The following is a 13,448-nucleotide window of genomic DNA, read 5'->3' on the forward strand; positions in this document are numbered from 1 at the left end:
TGGCACTGTTTGAAGGCGGGATTCCCTGTGGGGAGTCCCGCCTTTATTCATATTTTGAGGGGGATTTATGCGCCGTGTAATCCTGACTTGTGTGTTTGTTGGGGAGGGGAATTTGTCATATATGGGTTCGACACGGATACATACTTTGGAAACCTTCCGGTAGGCGGGTAGTATTGAGGGAGAAATCACATACGTATTGGGAGACAATGATGACTGCTCAACCCCCGTTTGATCCGGGTGCCTACCGCTCCGACGCGGTTCCCTCGGACACTCAAGCTATTTATATTCAGGAAGGCGGCGCTGAGCCGCGCGGAATTCTGTTCCATTCGCCGACCAAGCACCCGAAGATTCTGCGTCTGCAGGAGATTATGATTGTCTCCGCACTGCTCTGCTTGATCCACGGTGTTATTTCCTCGTTCGCACCGGATAACCTGTCCCCGCTGAAGGGTCTGCCGGAGTTCGGCGTTGCAGGCGGTATCGGCCTGCTGGTTGTTTCTGCGGTTGTGTACATTTGGGTGTACTTCACAATTCAGAAGGGCAAGCGTCTGGGCCTGACTGTTGGTCTGATTTTTGCGATTCTGGGTGCGTTCGTGGCGATTCTGTCTCTGATTGGTAATGTCATTGACGCTCAGCGCTACGGCTTCGTGCCCCTGTACGCGGCATGGTTCATTGCGAACGTGCTGTGGATTCGTGCTTCTTTTGACCCGGCTGTGAAGCAGGCTCTGAAGTAGAAGTACCCTCTTCAACCCTGTTGTTGAAAAGATATACTCTAGAACGCCCGGATGGACTATCCGGGCGTTCTGCTGTTTGCGCTTCCTTCTCTGGTCTAAAATGGATAGGATATGCGCCCGTCGCCTTACCCCTGTTCCGCACCCTGTGCGGGTAGCCGGGGGAGAGCAGACGGTGCTACCTAAGGTGTATAACGAGCCAGCCGGCATAGTGCCGGTGGTATGCAGAGAAGAGTGACAATGACCGATTCCGTGCAGGAACACGAGGGTCTTAACGGCCCGGCTCAGGTTCTCGCCCGCATTGCGCAGGTTCTGGAGGAGAACCCCGAGAACGGTTTGGACGCTATCCGTGAGGCTTTTGAGGCTGAGCGTGAGCGCGCCCGCCAGGAGATTCGCGAGAAGGCTAAGGACTTTGACAGCCTCAAGGAGGTGCGCCTGAGCTTCTTCGGTGAGAAGGGCATCATGAGCATCGCTAACCGCCAGATGCGTGATCTTCAGAACCAGCACAAGGGCCCGGTGGGTAAGCTGATGGGTCAGGCTCGTGCGGCGCTGACTGAGGCTATTGAGGCTCGTACCGCTGAGCTGGAGGCTGAGCGTGAGGCTCGCATCCTGGCTGAGGAAGCTGTGGACGTTTCTGCTGCTTCGCCTCGCCGTTCCCTGGGCGGCCGCCACCCGATTGCTCTGATGCAGGAGCGCCTGACTGATATTTTCGTCGGTATGGGTTGGGAAGTTGCTGACGGCCCGGAGCTGGAGTCTGAGTGGTACAACTTTGACGCTCTAAACATTAAGCCGGATCACCCGGCACGCGAAATGCAGGACACTTTCTACGTTGAGCCGAAGAACGCTCACCTGCTGCTGCGCACTCACACGTCGCCGGTGCAGATGCGCTCGCTGCTTTCGCGTGATTTGCCGCTGTACATTGTGTGCCCGGGTCAGGTGTACCGCACCGATGAGCTGGACGCGACCCACACCCCGGTCTTCCACCAGATTGAGGGCCTTGCCGTGGATAAGGGCCTGACCATGGCTGACCTGAAGGGCACCCTGGAGTACATGGCACGCGCCATGTTCGGTGAGGACGCTAAGATTCGCCTGCGCCCGAACTTCTTCCCGTTCACTGAGCCTTCCGCTGAGCTGGATTTGTGGCACCCGAACGCTAAGGGCGGCCCGCAGTGGATTGAGTGGGGCGGCTGCGGCATGGTGAACCCGAATGTTCTGCGTGCTGCGGGTATTGATCCTGAGGAGTACTCGGGCTTCGCTTTCGGTATGGGTATTGAACGTACCCTCATGTTCCGTAACAACGTCGCTGACATGCATGACATGGTTGAAGGCGACATCCGTTTCTCTGAGCAGTTCGGGATGGAGATCTAAATTATGCGTGTACCCCTGTCATGGCTGCGCGAGTTCGTGCCTGTAGCCGAGGATGCTTCGGCTGAAGATTTGATGGCGACCCTGGTGAAGGTTGGCCTGGAAGAAGAAGACGTTCACCGCCCCTCTGATGAGCTGTCCGGCCCGATTGTGGTTGGTCAGGTGCTCTCTATGGAGCCGGAGACTCACTCTAACGGCAAGACCGTGAACTGGTGCCAGGTGCGTGTGGTTCCGGAGGGCCAGGAGCAGACTCTGACCGGTAAGGGCATTGAGCCTTCCGGTGTTCAGGGCATTATTTGTGGTGCCCACAATTTCGTACCCGGCGACAAGGTTGTTGTGACCCTGCCCGGCGCCGTGCTGCCCGGCGGTTTCGCGATTACCGCTCGTAAGACCTACGGTCACAAGTCGGCCGGCATGATTGCTTCGACCCGCGAGCTGGGTATTGGCGATGATCACGGCGGCATCCTGGTGCTTTCGACTCTGGGCCTGGATCCGGAGCTTGGCACCGATGCGATGGAGCTGCTGGGCCTGTACGATCAGGCTGCTGAGGTGAACGTGACCCCGGACCGCGGTTACGCGTTCTCTCTGCGCGGTATTGCTCGCGAGTGGTGCCACGCTACCGGTTCTTCCTTTGAGGATTTTGTGCTGGCGTACGGCGAGCGCGCCCCGGAGGCGAACGAGTCCGGTCACCCGGTTGTCCTGCGTGATGACGCCCCGATTCACGGTAACCCCGCATGCACTCGTTTCGTGATGCGTGAGGTGTCGGGCGTGAAGGCGGATGCGCCGGTTCCGACCTGGATGTCTTCGCGTCTGCGTCTGGCGGGTGTGCGCTCGCTGTCGCTGCCGGTGGATATTTCGAACTACGTGATGCTGGAGACCGGTCAGCCGCTGCACTTCTACGATGCTGACAAGGTTCAGGGTGAGATTGTGGTGCGCCGCGCCGCTGCTGGCGAGAAGCTGGTGACCCTGGATGGCGTTGAGCGTACTCTGCACCCCGAGGATATTGTCATTGCTGATGATTCCGGCGTGATTGGTCTTGCCGGTGTGATGGGTGGCGCCTCGACTGAGGTGACCGATTCTACCACCCGCATTCTGGTGGAGTCTGCTCGTTTTGATGAGGTGTCGGTGGCTCGTACCGCTCGCCGTCACAAGCTGATTTCTGAGTCCTCGAAGCGTTTTGAGCGTGGCGTGGATCCGCAGATTCAGGCTGCGGCTGCTCAGCGTGCGGTTGAGCTGCTGGTTGAGCTGGCTGGTGCTCAGGTTGAGCCGGGCGTTACTGATGTGTCGCTTGGCTATGAGCCGGTCGTGATTGACCTGCCGGCTGATTACACTGCTGGTCGTATTGGCGTGGATTACTCGCCGGAGCAGATTGAGTCCTGCCTGCGTGAGATTGGTTGCTCGGTGGAGCGTACCGAGTCTGGTTACGCGGTGACTGTCCCGTCGTGGCGTACTGACCTGCGTGCGAAGGAGGACCTGACTGAGGAAATCGCACGTATTGACGGTTACGAGAACATCCCCTCGACTCTGCCGGTGGCTCCTGCGGGCCGCGGTTACACTCCGGAGCAGGCGGGTAAGCGTCGTGCGCTGAATGCGTTGGCGGCTTCGGGTCTGACTGAGGTTTTCGCGTACCCCTTCGTGTCGGCTGATGCGAATAACCTGTGGTCGGCTCCGTGGGTGAGCACCCCTGAGAACCCGGTGACTGAGGTTCCTTCGGTTCGCCTGGAGAACCCGATTTCTTCGGCTGAGGGCTGGATGCGCCGTTCGCTGCTACCGGGCCTGGTTGAGGTTCTGAAGCGTAACCTGTCTCGCGGTTTCAAGAACCTGGCTATTTTTGAGGCGGGTCACGTGTTCATTCCGGGTGAGCAGCTGGGTTCGGAGTCTATTCCGCCGCTGGGTGCTCGCCCTTCGGATGAGGTTCTGGCTGATTTGAACGCCGGTATTCCGCAGCAGCCCACTTTCATTGCTGGCCTGTTTGCAGGTACTGAGCATGAGGCGATGCCCGGCGCTGCTCCGCGCGCTTTCGATTGGCGTGACGCTCTGGACGCTGTGCGTCTGGTCGCTGACGCTGTTTCGGCTGAGATTCAGGTGCGTAACGGTGTGCATACTGCGTTCCACCCGGGCCGTGTGGCTGAGGTTCTGAACGCTGCCGGTGAGCGTGTTGGTTTTGCTGGTGAGCTGCATCCGAAGCTTCTGCAGGAGCTGAACCTGCCTGAGCGTACCTGCGCGTTTGAGCTGGATTTCTCAGCGCTGTTTGCTGGTCGTGTTGAGGCGCGTCAGGCTACCCCGGTGCTGACTTTCCCGGCTGCTACTCAGGATGTTGCGCTTCTGGTGGACCGCGATTTGCCTGCTTCTGAGGTGGAGCGTGTTCTGTGTGAGGGCGCTGGCGAGCTGCTGGAGGACATCCGCGTCTTTGATGATTACCGCGGTGTCGGTATTGATGAGTCGAAGAAGTCTTTGGCGTTTGCTCTGCGTTTCCGCGCGCCGGATCGTACGCTGACTGCTGATGAGGCGTCGGCTGCTCGTGAGGCTGCTGTGGCTGCGACTGTTGAGCAGCTGGGTGCGGAACCGCGTGTCTAACCGGGTCTAACCCTATGGCGTAACGCCTAGTGCTGACGGGGTGGGAGTTGTTGGCTCCCACCCCGTAGCTTTTGGCGTTGCGTGGTGGGTTTACCTGTTGGGTTGGTTTATGAAGCGTTGATAAGCGCTTTCAGTGGTGAACTCATGTGGTTATGGGTACCCTAGAAGATAGATGAAGTGAGGGAGAGAGTAATGGCTAATCGAGAGAACTCGCGCGAACAGGATGAGCTGTCGCAGTCTACTGAGGTCGAAGAAACCTACTTTGAGGATTCTGAGTACGGTGATTCTCAGTACGAGGATTCTGAGTATGAGGAGTACGACGAGTACGAGGATTACGACGATGAGGAAGAGAACTCCTCTCTTTTCGCGATGAGTGAGGAAGAGCTGGATGACCGCCCGGGCGTGAACTGGCTGTCGGTTCTTTCTGCTGCTGTCGCGGTTATTCTTTCCATTGTTTTGGCTATTGCGGGTGTCCGTGCTTTTGCGTCGGTGAATAATAACGCCGAGTATGCCGGTAAGAGCTGGGTCATTCAGGGCACCTACCAGGATTTGACTCCTGACCTGATTACGAAGGGCAATGTTGCTCGTTATAAGGGCAACTTGCCGGCTGATGACGCGCTGAACGGTAAGACGTATGTGTCGAACCTGAAGGATAAGTATCAGGTGACTTCGGGCGCTCCGATTGAGTTCCGTGGTTCGCAGACTGGTGATGTTCCTTCCGAGTTCCCGCGTGAGGTGGATGGCTTGTTGGTGGAGAAGGCCGGCACTCTTGAGGTCGTCTACACCGCTGAGAAGGGCACGTTGAAGCCCGTGACTGAGGACAGCGTGAATGCTGAGCGTTTTGCCGGTATCGCAAGTATTGTTGGTGCGGTGCTGGTGCTTCTGCTGGGTATGGGTTTTGCTGTGTGGCTGAACCGCCGTTCGCGCGATGTCGAGTATGAGGACCTGGATGGTCTGGTGGAGGACGAGCGCTAGGCGTTCTGAGCCCTGAGGATTCACCGGTTGACGTTTTGCTGAGGGAGCCTGTTTCCGGCGCACGTTGTGTTGCTGGAGGCGGGCTCCTTTTCCCGCTCGCCTACCGGAAGGTCTCTTGACCGGTGCAACGCGCCAGCCCACAATGTTCTTGCACGCTATGCATTCATTGCGAGGTTATGCGCCCGAATGTGTAGATACACGCTACATTCGCGGCGTTTTGTGTGACAGCTGGTGAGATAAACCCTGAAAATTCCCCCATATCTTGGAATAATCCATATTTGGCGCGCATATTTATGTGCATATGTATTATCTTGGGTAGTAAAGAATGTTGCGCTGCGCCACCGTTGGGCAGCTTCGTTCTGAATTCGTGATTGGCACCGTAGGAAGAAGAGATATTATGCCTTTCCCCTCGACCAAGATCGCGCGTCAGGCACGCATCGTTGAATTGCTGCAGACCCGACGTGTCCGCTCCCAGGCTGAACTGGCGCAGTACCTGACCGATGATGGTATGAAGGTTACTCAGGCGACCCTTTCCCGTGATCTTGTTGAAATTGGCGCTGAGCGCATCCGTGATGAAGGCGCCGGCTTGATTTATGCTGTGCCAAATTACCCTGCTCGTCGTGGCGGCGGCACTGCACCTGATGCCCGTATGATTTCCCTGTTTAAGGAGCTGCTGATTACCGCTGAGGGTTCGGCGAATATTACGGTTCTGCGTACTCCTCCGGGTGCTGCGCAGTTCTTGGCTTCGTCTATTGATCAGGGCGGTCTTGAAGCGATTATGGGCACTATTGCCGGTGACGATACGGTAATAGTGATTACTCGTGACCCCAATGGTGGGGCTGCGCTTGCCGAGAGCTTCTTGGATTGGTCTGCTGCTCAGTAGTAGTTGGGGCGTATCTTGCGCTGTTCTTCTGATGTTTCGGGGGAACGGTTGAAGGTACGCCCTTCTGCTGTCTTCGGCTCTCTTTGCGGGCTCCTAGCTCGGCTTCTCCTTTTCTAGATATACCGATTTTTCTGTGGTGAGAGTTTTCTATCATGTCTGAAATGCACGATTCAGCGAACAATATTGCCTACCTTTTGGCGGAGGCTGGTTCTGATTCTGGGGCTAAGGCGGCTTTGACGATTCCGGCTTCTGACTCTGCTGATATGCAGGTGGTGAGCTACGCGCAGTTGGCATCTGCTGCTGCGCAGGCTCAGCGTCATCTGGTGGGGCTGGGCGTTGAGCGTGGTGACCGGGTGGCGTTGTCTATGCCGAATGTGGCGTTGATGCCGGCGTTGTATTACGGCATTGTGGCTGCGGGTGCTATTTGTGTTCCGTTGAATCCGCTGTTGTCGGGTGCTGAGCTGGAGTATCATCTGCGCGATAGCGGGGCGAAGGTGCTTTTTGCTTTTGCGGGTACTCGTCTGGCGTCGGAGGCACTCTCGACGGTGCCGGTGAAGAACGGTTCGGTTCGTTGCGAGATTTTCACCGGGGGAGAGGGTTCACCGGTGGCTCCTTTTGATGCGCCTGCCGATAGTGCGCTGTCGGATGCTGTTCCGTCAGCTGCTGTTCTGGAGCCTGTCCCGGTGGCGGCGAGTGATCCGGCGATTATTCTCTACACTTCGGGTACTACGGGCAAACCGAAGGGCGCAACGCTGACTCACGCGAATATCCTCTCGAATGCTCGTAGCTGCGTGAGTGTTTTTGGATTCACCGCTGAGGATGTCATTTTTGGTGGTCTTCCGCTGTTCCATGCGTTTGGTCAGACGGTGTCGATGAACGCGGCGTTTGCGGCGTCGGCTACGGTGGCTTTGCTGCCACGTTTTACCCCTGATGGCGCGCTGAATCTGATGGAGCGTGCCGGGGTGTCGGTGTTGGCTGCGGTCCCGAGCATGTATGTGTCGTTGGTGGCGGCACTGGAGCCTGAGCCTGAGCGTGCGCGCTCGCTGCGTGGTCGCATCCGCTTCGGTATTTCGGGTGGTTCGCCGCTACCTGCGCCGGTGCATTCTGCGTTGAAAATGCTGATTGAGTGCCCGGTGTATGAGGGCTACGGTTTGAGTGAGACTTCGCCGGTGGTTTCGTTTAATCAGGCGGAGTTTGGCATGGTGCTCGGTTCGGTGGGTCGTGTGCTGCCGGGCGTGCAGGTGCAGGTCCGTTGCCCGCAGGGTTCCGAGTGCGCGCCGGGTGTGAGCGGTCAGCTGTGGGTACGTGGCGAGAATGTGATGGCTGGCTACTGGAATAATCCGGCGGCTACTGCTGAGGTTTTTGACGGCGAGTGGTTTGCGACCGGCGACGTTGCTCGTGTTGACGAGCAGGGCAATATTTTTATTGTGGACCGTATTAAGGACATGGTTCTGCGTAACGGCTATTCGGTATATCCGCGTGAGATTGAGGACGTTCTCTATACCCATGAGCAGGTGCAGTCGGTAGCTGTGTTGGGTGTGCCGGATGAGCGCGTGGGTGAGGAGGTTGTTGCCGTGGTGATGCCGCGTCCGGGTGCTGATGAGGGCGTGCTGCAGGCGGAGTTGAATGCGTTGGCGCGTACTCGTTTGGCGGCGTATAAGTATCCTCGCCGCTACGTGATGGTGGAGAGCATGCCGCTGGGGCCGACCGGCAAGATTCTTAAGCGTGACTTGCGGGTTGTGATTCAGCGGGGCTAATCCCGGCAGGTGGTTCTTGTCGCTCATCTGAGGACAAGAGTGGGTGAAGAGGGTAGAATTTTGTAGGCGGCTTCTACCGCGTTATTGTTCCCGGGCGTTTTTTCCGGGGCTATCCACTTCACGAAAGAGAGAGCATGAGCGTTCCCGCTTCTGAGGCTTCGCGAACCCCTATTGAGCAGTTGATTCCGGCTGCTTGCGCTACGATTCCGAATTACCCGCATGAGGGCATCCTCTTTTACGATGTGACCACTCTCTTCGCTAATGCTGAGGTGTTCAAGGCGTGCATTGATGAGCTGGCTACTCGTTTTGAGGGTCAGTTTGATGTGGTGGCTGGTGTTGAGGCTCGTGGTTTCTTGCTGGCTTCTGCGCTCGCGTACGCTACCGGCACCGGCATTATGACGGTTCGTAAGGCGGGTAAGCTTCCGCGTGAGACGTACCGTGAGGAGTATGCGCTGGAGTACGGTAGCGCGGCGATTGAGATTCACTGCAATGATTTTGCGCCGGGCACTCGTGTTCTTCTGCTGGATGATCTGTTGGCGACTGGCGGTACCCTGGTGGCTGCCGCGAAGCTGGTGGAGCGCGCGAACCTGAAGGTTGCCGGCGTTGGCGCTCTTTTGGAGCTGGAGGGTCTGGGCGGTCGTGAGGCGCTGGACGGTTACCATCTTGAGACGCTGAGCTTGGTGTCTGAGTACCCGCTGCCGTCGAAGTAGTTTTATAGAGTTTGAGGCTTACCGCCGGTTGGGCGTGTGTAGCTGATATTGATGAGGGGTGCCCCGCCGGTTGAGCTGGTGGGGCACTTTTCTGTGGGGGTAATATTTCTGCCCTTCGGAGCCTGTCCTGTAAAATAGTGACCCGTATTTTTGGGTGCCTGTCGCATCCTGTCTTTGAGACACCATAGGTTTAAGGAGCTTACGTGTCATCTGAATCTTTGCCCCAGCAGTCTGCTGATTCTTCGGCGGCTGAGAAGCTGTTTGCTGAGCAGATGGCTGCGGAGCGTGAGTATGTTGCTCGCGTGTATGCTCGCCTGGATGAGCTCCGTGATGAGACGGCTGAGAAGCTGGCTGCTGTGCGTAAGAATCAGGCGGTGGGCGGTCATCAGAACCGTTCGGAGCGTGACTCTTTTGCTACTCACTATGAGGATCGTTTGGCGCAGCTGAATGCTGTGGATTCTCGTCTGACCTTTGGTCGTTTGGATATGGACCGTGAGGGCGCTGATGCGGTGCGTTATATCGGTCGTATTGGTATTACGGATAGCAATCAGCAGCGTCTGCTGATGGACTGGCGTGCCCCGGAGGCGGGTACGTTCTATCAGGCGACTGCTTTCCACTCGATGGGTGTGCGCCGCCGCCGTCACCTGATGCTTGAGGGCCGCACCGTCGTAAATATTGAAGATGAGGTCTTCGATTCGGAGATGCTGCAGGATGAGAACACTCTCCACGGTGAGGGTGCTCTGTTGGCGGCGTTGAATAAGAAGCGTACCGGCCGCATGGGCGATATTGTGGCGACGATTCAGGCTGAGCAGGATGCGATTATCCGCTCGGAGCTGCCGGGTGTGCGTGTTGTGCAGGGTGGTCCGGGTACCGGTAAGACTGCTGTGGCGTTGCATCGTGCGGCGTACCTGCTGTACACGAACCGTGAGCGCCTGTCGAAGGCTGGCGTGCTGGTGGTTGGTCCGTCGAATTCGTTCATGTGGTACATCGAGCGTGTGCTTCCTTCGCTGGGTGAGACCGGCGTGGTGATGGCTTCGCTGGCGACCCTGTACCCGGGTCTGCGTGCTGTGCCTGAGAAGGAGCGCGCGGTTGCCGCGTTGAAGGGCGATTTGCGCATGGTGAAGGTTATTAAGCGTGCGGTGGCGGATCGTCAGAAGGTGCCGGCTCAGGTTCAGCGTCTGAATGTTGAGGGTACTGATGTTGAGCTGGCTCCGGAGATGGTTCGTTCGGCTCGTTCTCGTGCTCGTTCGACGGGTAAGCCGCATAATGAGGCTCGCGAGACGTTCGTGAAGATTCTGTTGAAGGAGCTGACCGCGAAGCTGGATGATCAGCTGAACCGTGCGGCGGGTCGTGTGGTGGAGCGTCCGTATCTGCAGGATGATGTGCGTGCTTCGATGGATGTGCGCCGTGCCTTGAACTTGGCGTGGATGCCGCTGTCGCCGGAGACTCTGTTGCGCTCGCTGTTTTCGAAGCCGCACTATCTGGAGTCTGCGACTCGTGAGTTGTCGAAGGCTGAGCGTGAGCTGCTGGCTCGCCCGGCGGACGCCCCCTTCACGGAGGCTGATGTTCCTCTGCTGGATGAGGCTGCTGAGCTTTTGGGTGATTTTTCGAAGGTGACCGGTGCGGCTGCTGCGGCTCGTGCTGCGGCGGAGCATCGTGCGAACCTTGAGAATGCGGCGAAAGCTTTGGAGAATGTCCACCAGTCGCTGGAGGATATTGGCGCTGATGGCGTGATTACTCCTGAGCAGATTGCGATGATGAATGAGGTTCGTGGCGAGCGTATGACTGCTGCGACTGCGGCTTCTGCTGATCGTACGTGGGCGTATGGCCATATTGTGGTGGATGAGGCTCAGGAGCTTTCACCCATGCAGTGGCGTTTGCTGATGCGTCGTTGCCCGATGAAGTCGTTTACGATTGTGGGCGATATTGCTCAGGCTTCTTCTGCTGCGGCTGCTTCCTCGTGGTCGCAGGCGTTGGAGCCGTTTGTGGGTGAGCGTTTCACTCTGGAGGAGCTGACGATTAATTACCGTACTCCGGCTCAGATTGCTGAGGCGGCGGTGTCGGTTGCTCAGGCTGCTGGTTATGAGGTGTCTGCGCCTCGTGCGGTGCGTGAGGGCCAGTGGCCTCCGCTGGTTCATGAGGTTGCCGCCGAGTCTGTTGTGGAGCAGACCGTGGCCGTGGTCAGCGAGGAGGTCGCTCATTCGGGCGGCGCTCTGATTGGTGTGGTGTGCCCGCCGAGCCTGTATGTTCAGACGGCTCAGGCTGTGGCTCGTGCTCATGCTGATCGTACGGGTACCGCGCAGACTGCGTTGGAGAATCAGGTGCTGGTTCTGACTCCGTGGGAGGCGAAGGGCCTGGAATTTGATGTTGTGGTGATTGTTGAGCCGCAGCAGCTGATTGATGATGCTGATGGTGCTGTGGGTGATTTGTACGTGTCGATGACTCGTCCGACTCAGCGCTTGCACATGGTGGGTTCGCGGATGCCCGCGGGTCTGTAGCCTTGCGGCTCGTGTAGCCTCTATCCGTTATTTCTTTGAGCCGGTGCCGCACCGGTTTGGGCGCTCGCTTGGGTTTTTCTGAGCGTTTGGGCTGGTGCGGTGCTAGGCTTGTTACATATTTTGTTCGAGCGCCTTCGGGCGTTGTTACCTTGTGAATGGGAGAAGCATGTCTGCCGAGATCCTCAACGCGCAGCATAATGACGATACCTTCGAGAATATTTGGCAGGAGCTGAAGTGGCGCGGCCTGGTGCACGTGAGCACTGATGAGGCTGCTTTGGAGAAGGCGCTGAGCGAGGAGAGCCTGACTTTCTATACGGGTTATGATCCGACTGCGGCTTCTTTGCACCTGGGTCACTTGGTGCAGCTACTGGTGATGCGTCGTCTGCAGCTGGCTGGTCACAAGCCACTGGGTCTGGTGGGTGGTTTCACCGGTTTGATTGGTGATCCGCGTCAGACTTCTGAGCGTGTGCTGAACTCTCCTGAGGTTGTTGCTGAGTGGGTTAAGTCTCTGCGTGCTCAGATTGAGCGTTTCCTGTCTTTCGAGGGTGAGAATGCTGCTCGTATGGTGAATAACTTGGACTGGAGCGGTCAGATGTCTGCTCTGCAGCTGCTGCGCGATGTTGGTAAGCATTTCCGCGTGGGCACCATGGTGAAGAAGGAGATTGTTGCGAAGCGCCTGAACTCTGATGAGGGCATTTCGTACACCGAGTTCTCGTACCAGATTCTGCAGGGCCTGGATTTCTTGGAGCTGAACCGTCGTTTCGGTTGTACTCTGCAGACCGGTGGTTCTGATCAGTGGGGTAACCTGACGAGCGGTACCGAGCTGATTCGTAAGGTGGAGGGTAAGAGCGTTCACGCTATTGGTACTCCGCTGATTACTAACTCTGATGGCACTAAGTTCGGTAAGAGCGAGGGTAACGCTATTTGGCTGAACCCGCAGATGTGCTCGCCGTACGCTTTCTACCAGTTCTGGCTGAACACCGCGGATGCGGATGTTGTGGATCGTCTGAAGGTGTTCACCTTCCTGACTCGCGCTGAGATTGCCGAGTTCGCCGAGAAGGTTGAGAAGGAACCGTTTAAGCGTGAGTCTCAGAAGACTCTGGCGTACCTGGTGACTTCGCTGGTGCACGGCACCGAGGCTACCGATCAGGCCGTGGCTGCTTCGGAGGCTCTGTTCGGCAAGGGTGATTTCGCTGCTCTGGATGAGGCTACCTTGGAGTCTGTGGTTGCTGAGCTTCCTTCGGCTAAGCTGTCCGAGGACCGCCTGGACATGATTTCTGTTCTGACTGAGCTGGGCTTTGCGAAGTCTAACTCTGAGGCTCGTCGCATTCTGAAGGAGGGCGGCGCTTCGGTGAACGGCGTGAAGGTTCAGGGTGAGGACGCAGCTATTTCTAAGGATGATCTGCTACACGGTCGTTTTGCGATGGTTCGCCGTGGCAAGAAGAACCAGGGCGCTGTAGAGCTGATCTAGTACAGAGCTGATTTAGTCTTCTCGATACATATAGATGGGGAGGGGTTCTTCTCTGCTGAGTGTTTAGTGCTGAGTGTTTAGTACTGAATGTTCGGTGGGGGATGCCCCTCCTTTTCTGTTCCCTATATACACAGAGCCCCTCCGTCAGGAGGGGCTCTTCTTGTATCGTTCTGCTGCCCTCTGTCTTGTATCGTTCTGCTACCCTCTGGCTCTGGGGTTTCTTGGTTTGTCTTTGTTGGCGAGGGCTTTGGGCGCCTTTCGACCCTGTTTTGGGGCTCCAGCGAGGGGAATTCGCAGATTTTTGAGGTTTCTAGAAGTTTTTTGAAGATTTTTTAGCACCCATAAAATGCACTGACTAGGCACTTTGGTGTCTGGAGGGGTGTTTGAGACCCTTACAGGGCCCTATTTGTGTCCTAGTTCACTCTATTTCGGGTTGCAGGGGCGTTTGGGGGTCTGTATAGTTGTATGAGTCGCCGCGGCGAGG

General features: G+C 57.2%; 9 protein-coding genes. All 9 read left to right on the plus strand.

The window, feature by feature from the left end; all coding sequences use genetic code 11:
* Positions 1 to 209: 209 nt before the first annotated feature.
* The 9 genes from HMPREF2712_RS01825 (at position 210) to tyrS (ending at position 12,964) form a co-directional block, all read left to right on the plus strand.
* Positions 210 to 731: a hypothetical protein gene (locus HMPREF2712_RS01825; protein ID WP_049338512.1), complete on the plus strand. Its 522-nt coding sequence runs from the start codon at positions 210 to 212 to the stop codon at positions 729 to 731.
* Positions 732 to 968: 237 nt separating this feature from the next.
* The gene (gene pheS / locus HMPREF2712_RS01830) at positions 969 to 2,096 is read left to right on the plus strand and encodes a phenylalanine--tRNA ligase subunit alpha (RefSeq protein WP_070594156.1); all 1,128 of its coding nucleotides are present in this window, start codon (positions 969 to 971) and stop codon (positions 2,094 to 2,096) included.
* 3 nt (positions 2,097 to 2,099) lie between these two features.
* Positions 2,100 to 4,670 (plus strand): phenylalanine--tRNA ligase subunit beta, encoded by a 2,571-nt coding sequence (gene pheT / locus HMPREF2712_RS01835; RefSeq protein WP_070819110.1) that lies wholly within the window; start codon positions 2,100 to 2,102, stop codon positions 4,668 to 4,670.
* 192 nt (positions 4,671 to 4,862) lie between these two features.
* Positions 4,863 to 5,645: a hypothetical protein gene (locus HMPREF2712_RS01840; protein WP_070819111.1), complete on the plus strand. Its 783-nt coding sequence runs from the start codon at positions 4,863 to 4,865 to the stop codon at positions 5,643 to 5,645.
* 397 nt (positions 5,646 to 6,042) lie between these two features.
* On the plus strand, positions 6,043 to 6,528 hold the full coding sequence (locus tag HMPREF2712_RS01845; protein WP_005507137.1) for an arginine repressor: 486 nt from the start codon (positions 6,043 to 6,045) through the stop codon (positions 6,526 to 6,528).
* A gap of 152 nt (positions 6,529 to 6,680) precedes the next feature.
* Positions 6,681 to 8,285 (plus strand): AMP-binding protein, encoded by a 1,605-nt coding sequence (locus tag HMPREF2712_RS01850; RefSeq protein WP_070819112.1) that lies wholly within the window; start codon positions 6,681 to 6,683, stop codon positions 8,283 to 8,285.
* Positions 8,286 to 8,419: 134 nt separating this feature from the next.
* Positions 8,420 to 8,995, plus strand: a complete 576-nt coding sequence (locus tag HMPREF2712_RS01855; RefSeq protein ID WP_070643942.1) for an adenine phosphoribosyltransferase — start codon at positions 8,420 to 8,422, stop codon at positions 8,993 to 8,995.
* Between the two features lie 203 nt (positions 8,996 to 9,198).
* Positions 9,199 to 11,493 carry a HelD family protein gene (locus HMPREF2712_RS01860; RefSeq protein WP_141762557.1) on the plus strand — a complete coding sequence of 765 codons (2,295 nt, stop codon included), beginning with the start codon at positions 9,199 to 9,201 and terminating at the stop codon, positions 11,491 to 11,493.
* 166 nt (positions 11,494 to 11,659) lie between these two features.
* Entirely contained in the window at positions 11,660 to 12,964 is a 1,305-nt protein-coding gene (tyrS, locus tag HMPREF2712_RS01865) for a tyrosine--tRNA ligase (RefSeq protein WP_070819113.1), read from the plus strand.
* Positions 12,965 to 13,448 lie beyond the last annotated feature (484 nt).

This window comes from Rothia sp. HMSC064F07 (assembly GCF_001837265.1).
Lineage (GTDB): Bacteria > Actinomycetota > Actinomycetes > Actinomycetales > Micrococcaceae > Rothia > Rothia mucilaginosa.

Coding starts and splice junctions, on each gene's coding strand:
- pheS (WP_070594156.1), top strand. CDS start 969: ATGACCGATTCCGTGCAGGAACACGAGGGTCTTAACGGCCCGGCTCAG.
- pheT (WP_070819110.1), top strand. CDS start 2,100: ATGCGTGTACCCCTGTCATGGCTGCGCGAGTTCGTGCCTGTAGCCGAG.
- HMPREF2712_RS01840 (WP_070819111.1), top strand. CDS start 4,863: ATGGCTAATCGAGAGAACTCGCGCGAACAGGATGAGCTGTCGCAGTCT.
- HMPREF2712_RS01850 (WP_070819112.1), top strand. CDS start 6,681: ATGTCTGAAATGCACGATTCAGCGAACAATATTGCCTACCTTTTGGCG.
- HMPREF2712_RS01825 (WP_049338512.1), top strand. CDS start 210: ATGACTGCTCAACCCCCGTTTGATCCGGGTGCCTACCGCTCCGACGCG.
- HMPREF2712_RS01855 (WP_070643942.1), top strand. CDS start 8,420: ATGAGCGTTCCCGCTTCTGAGGCTTCGCGAACCCCTATTGAGCAGTTG.
- HMPREF2712_RS01845 (WP_005507137.1), top strand. CDS start 6,043: ATGCCTTTCCCCTCGACCAAGATCGCGCGTCAGGCACGCATCGTTGAA.
- tyrS (WP_070819113.1), top strand. CDS start 11,660: ATGTCTGCCGAGATCCTCAACGCGCAGCATAATGACGATACCTTCGAG.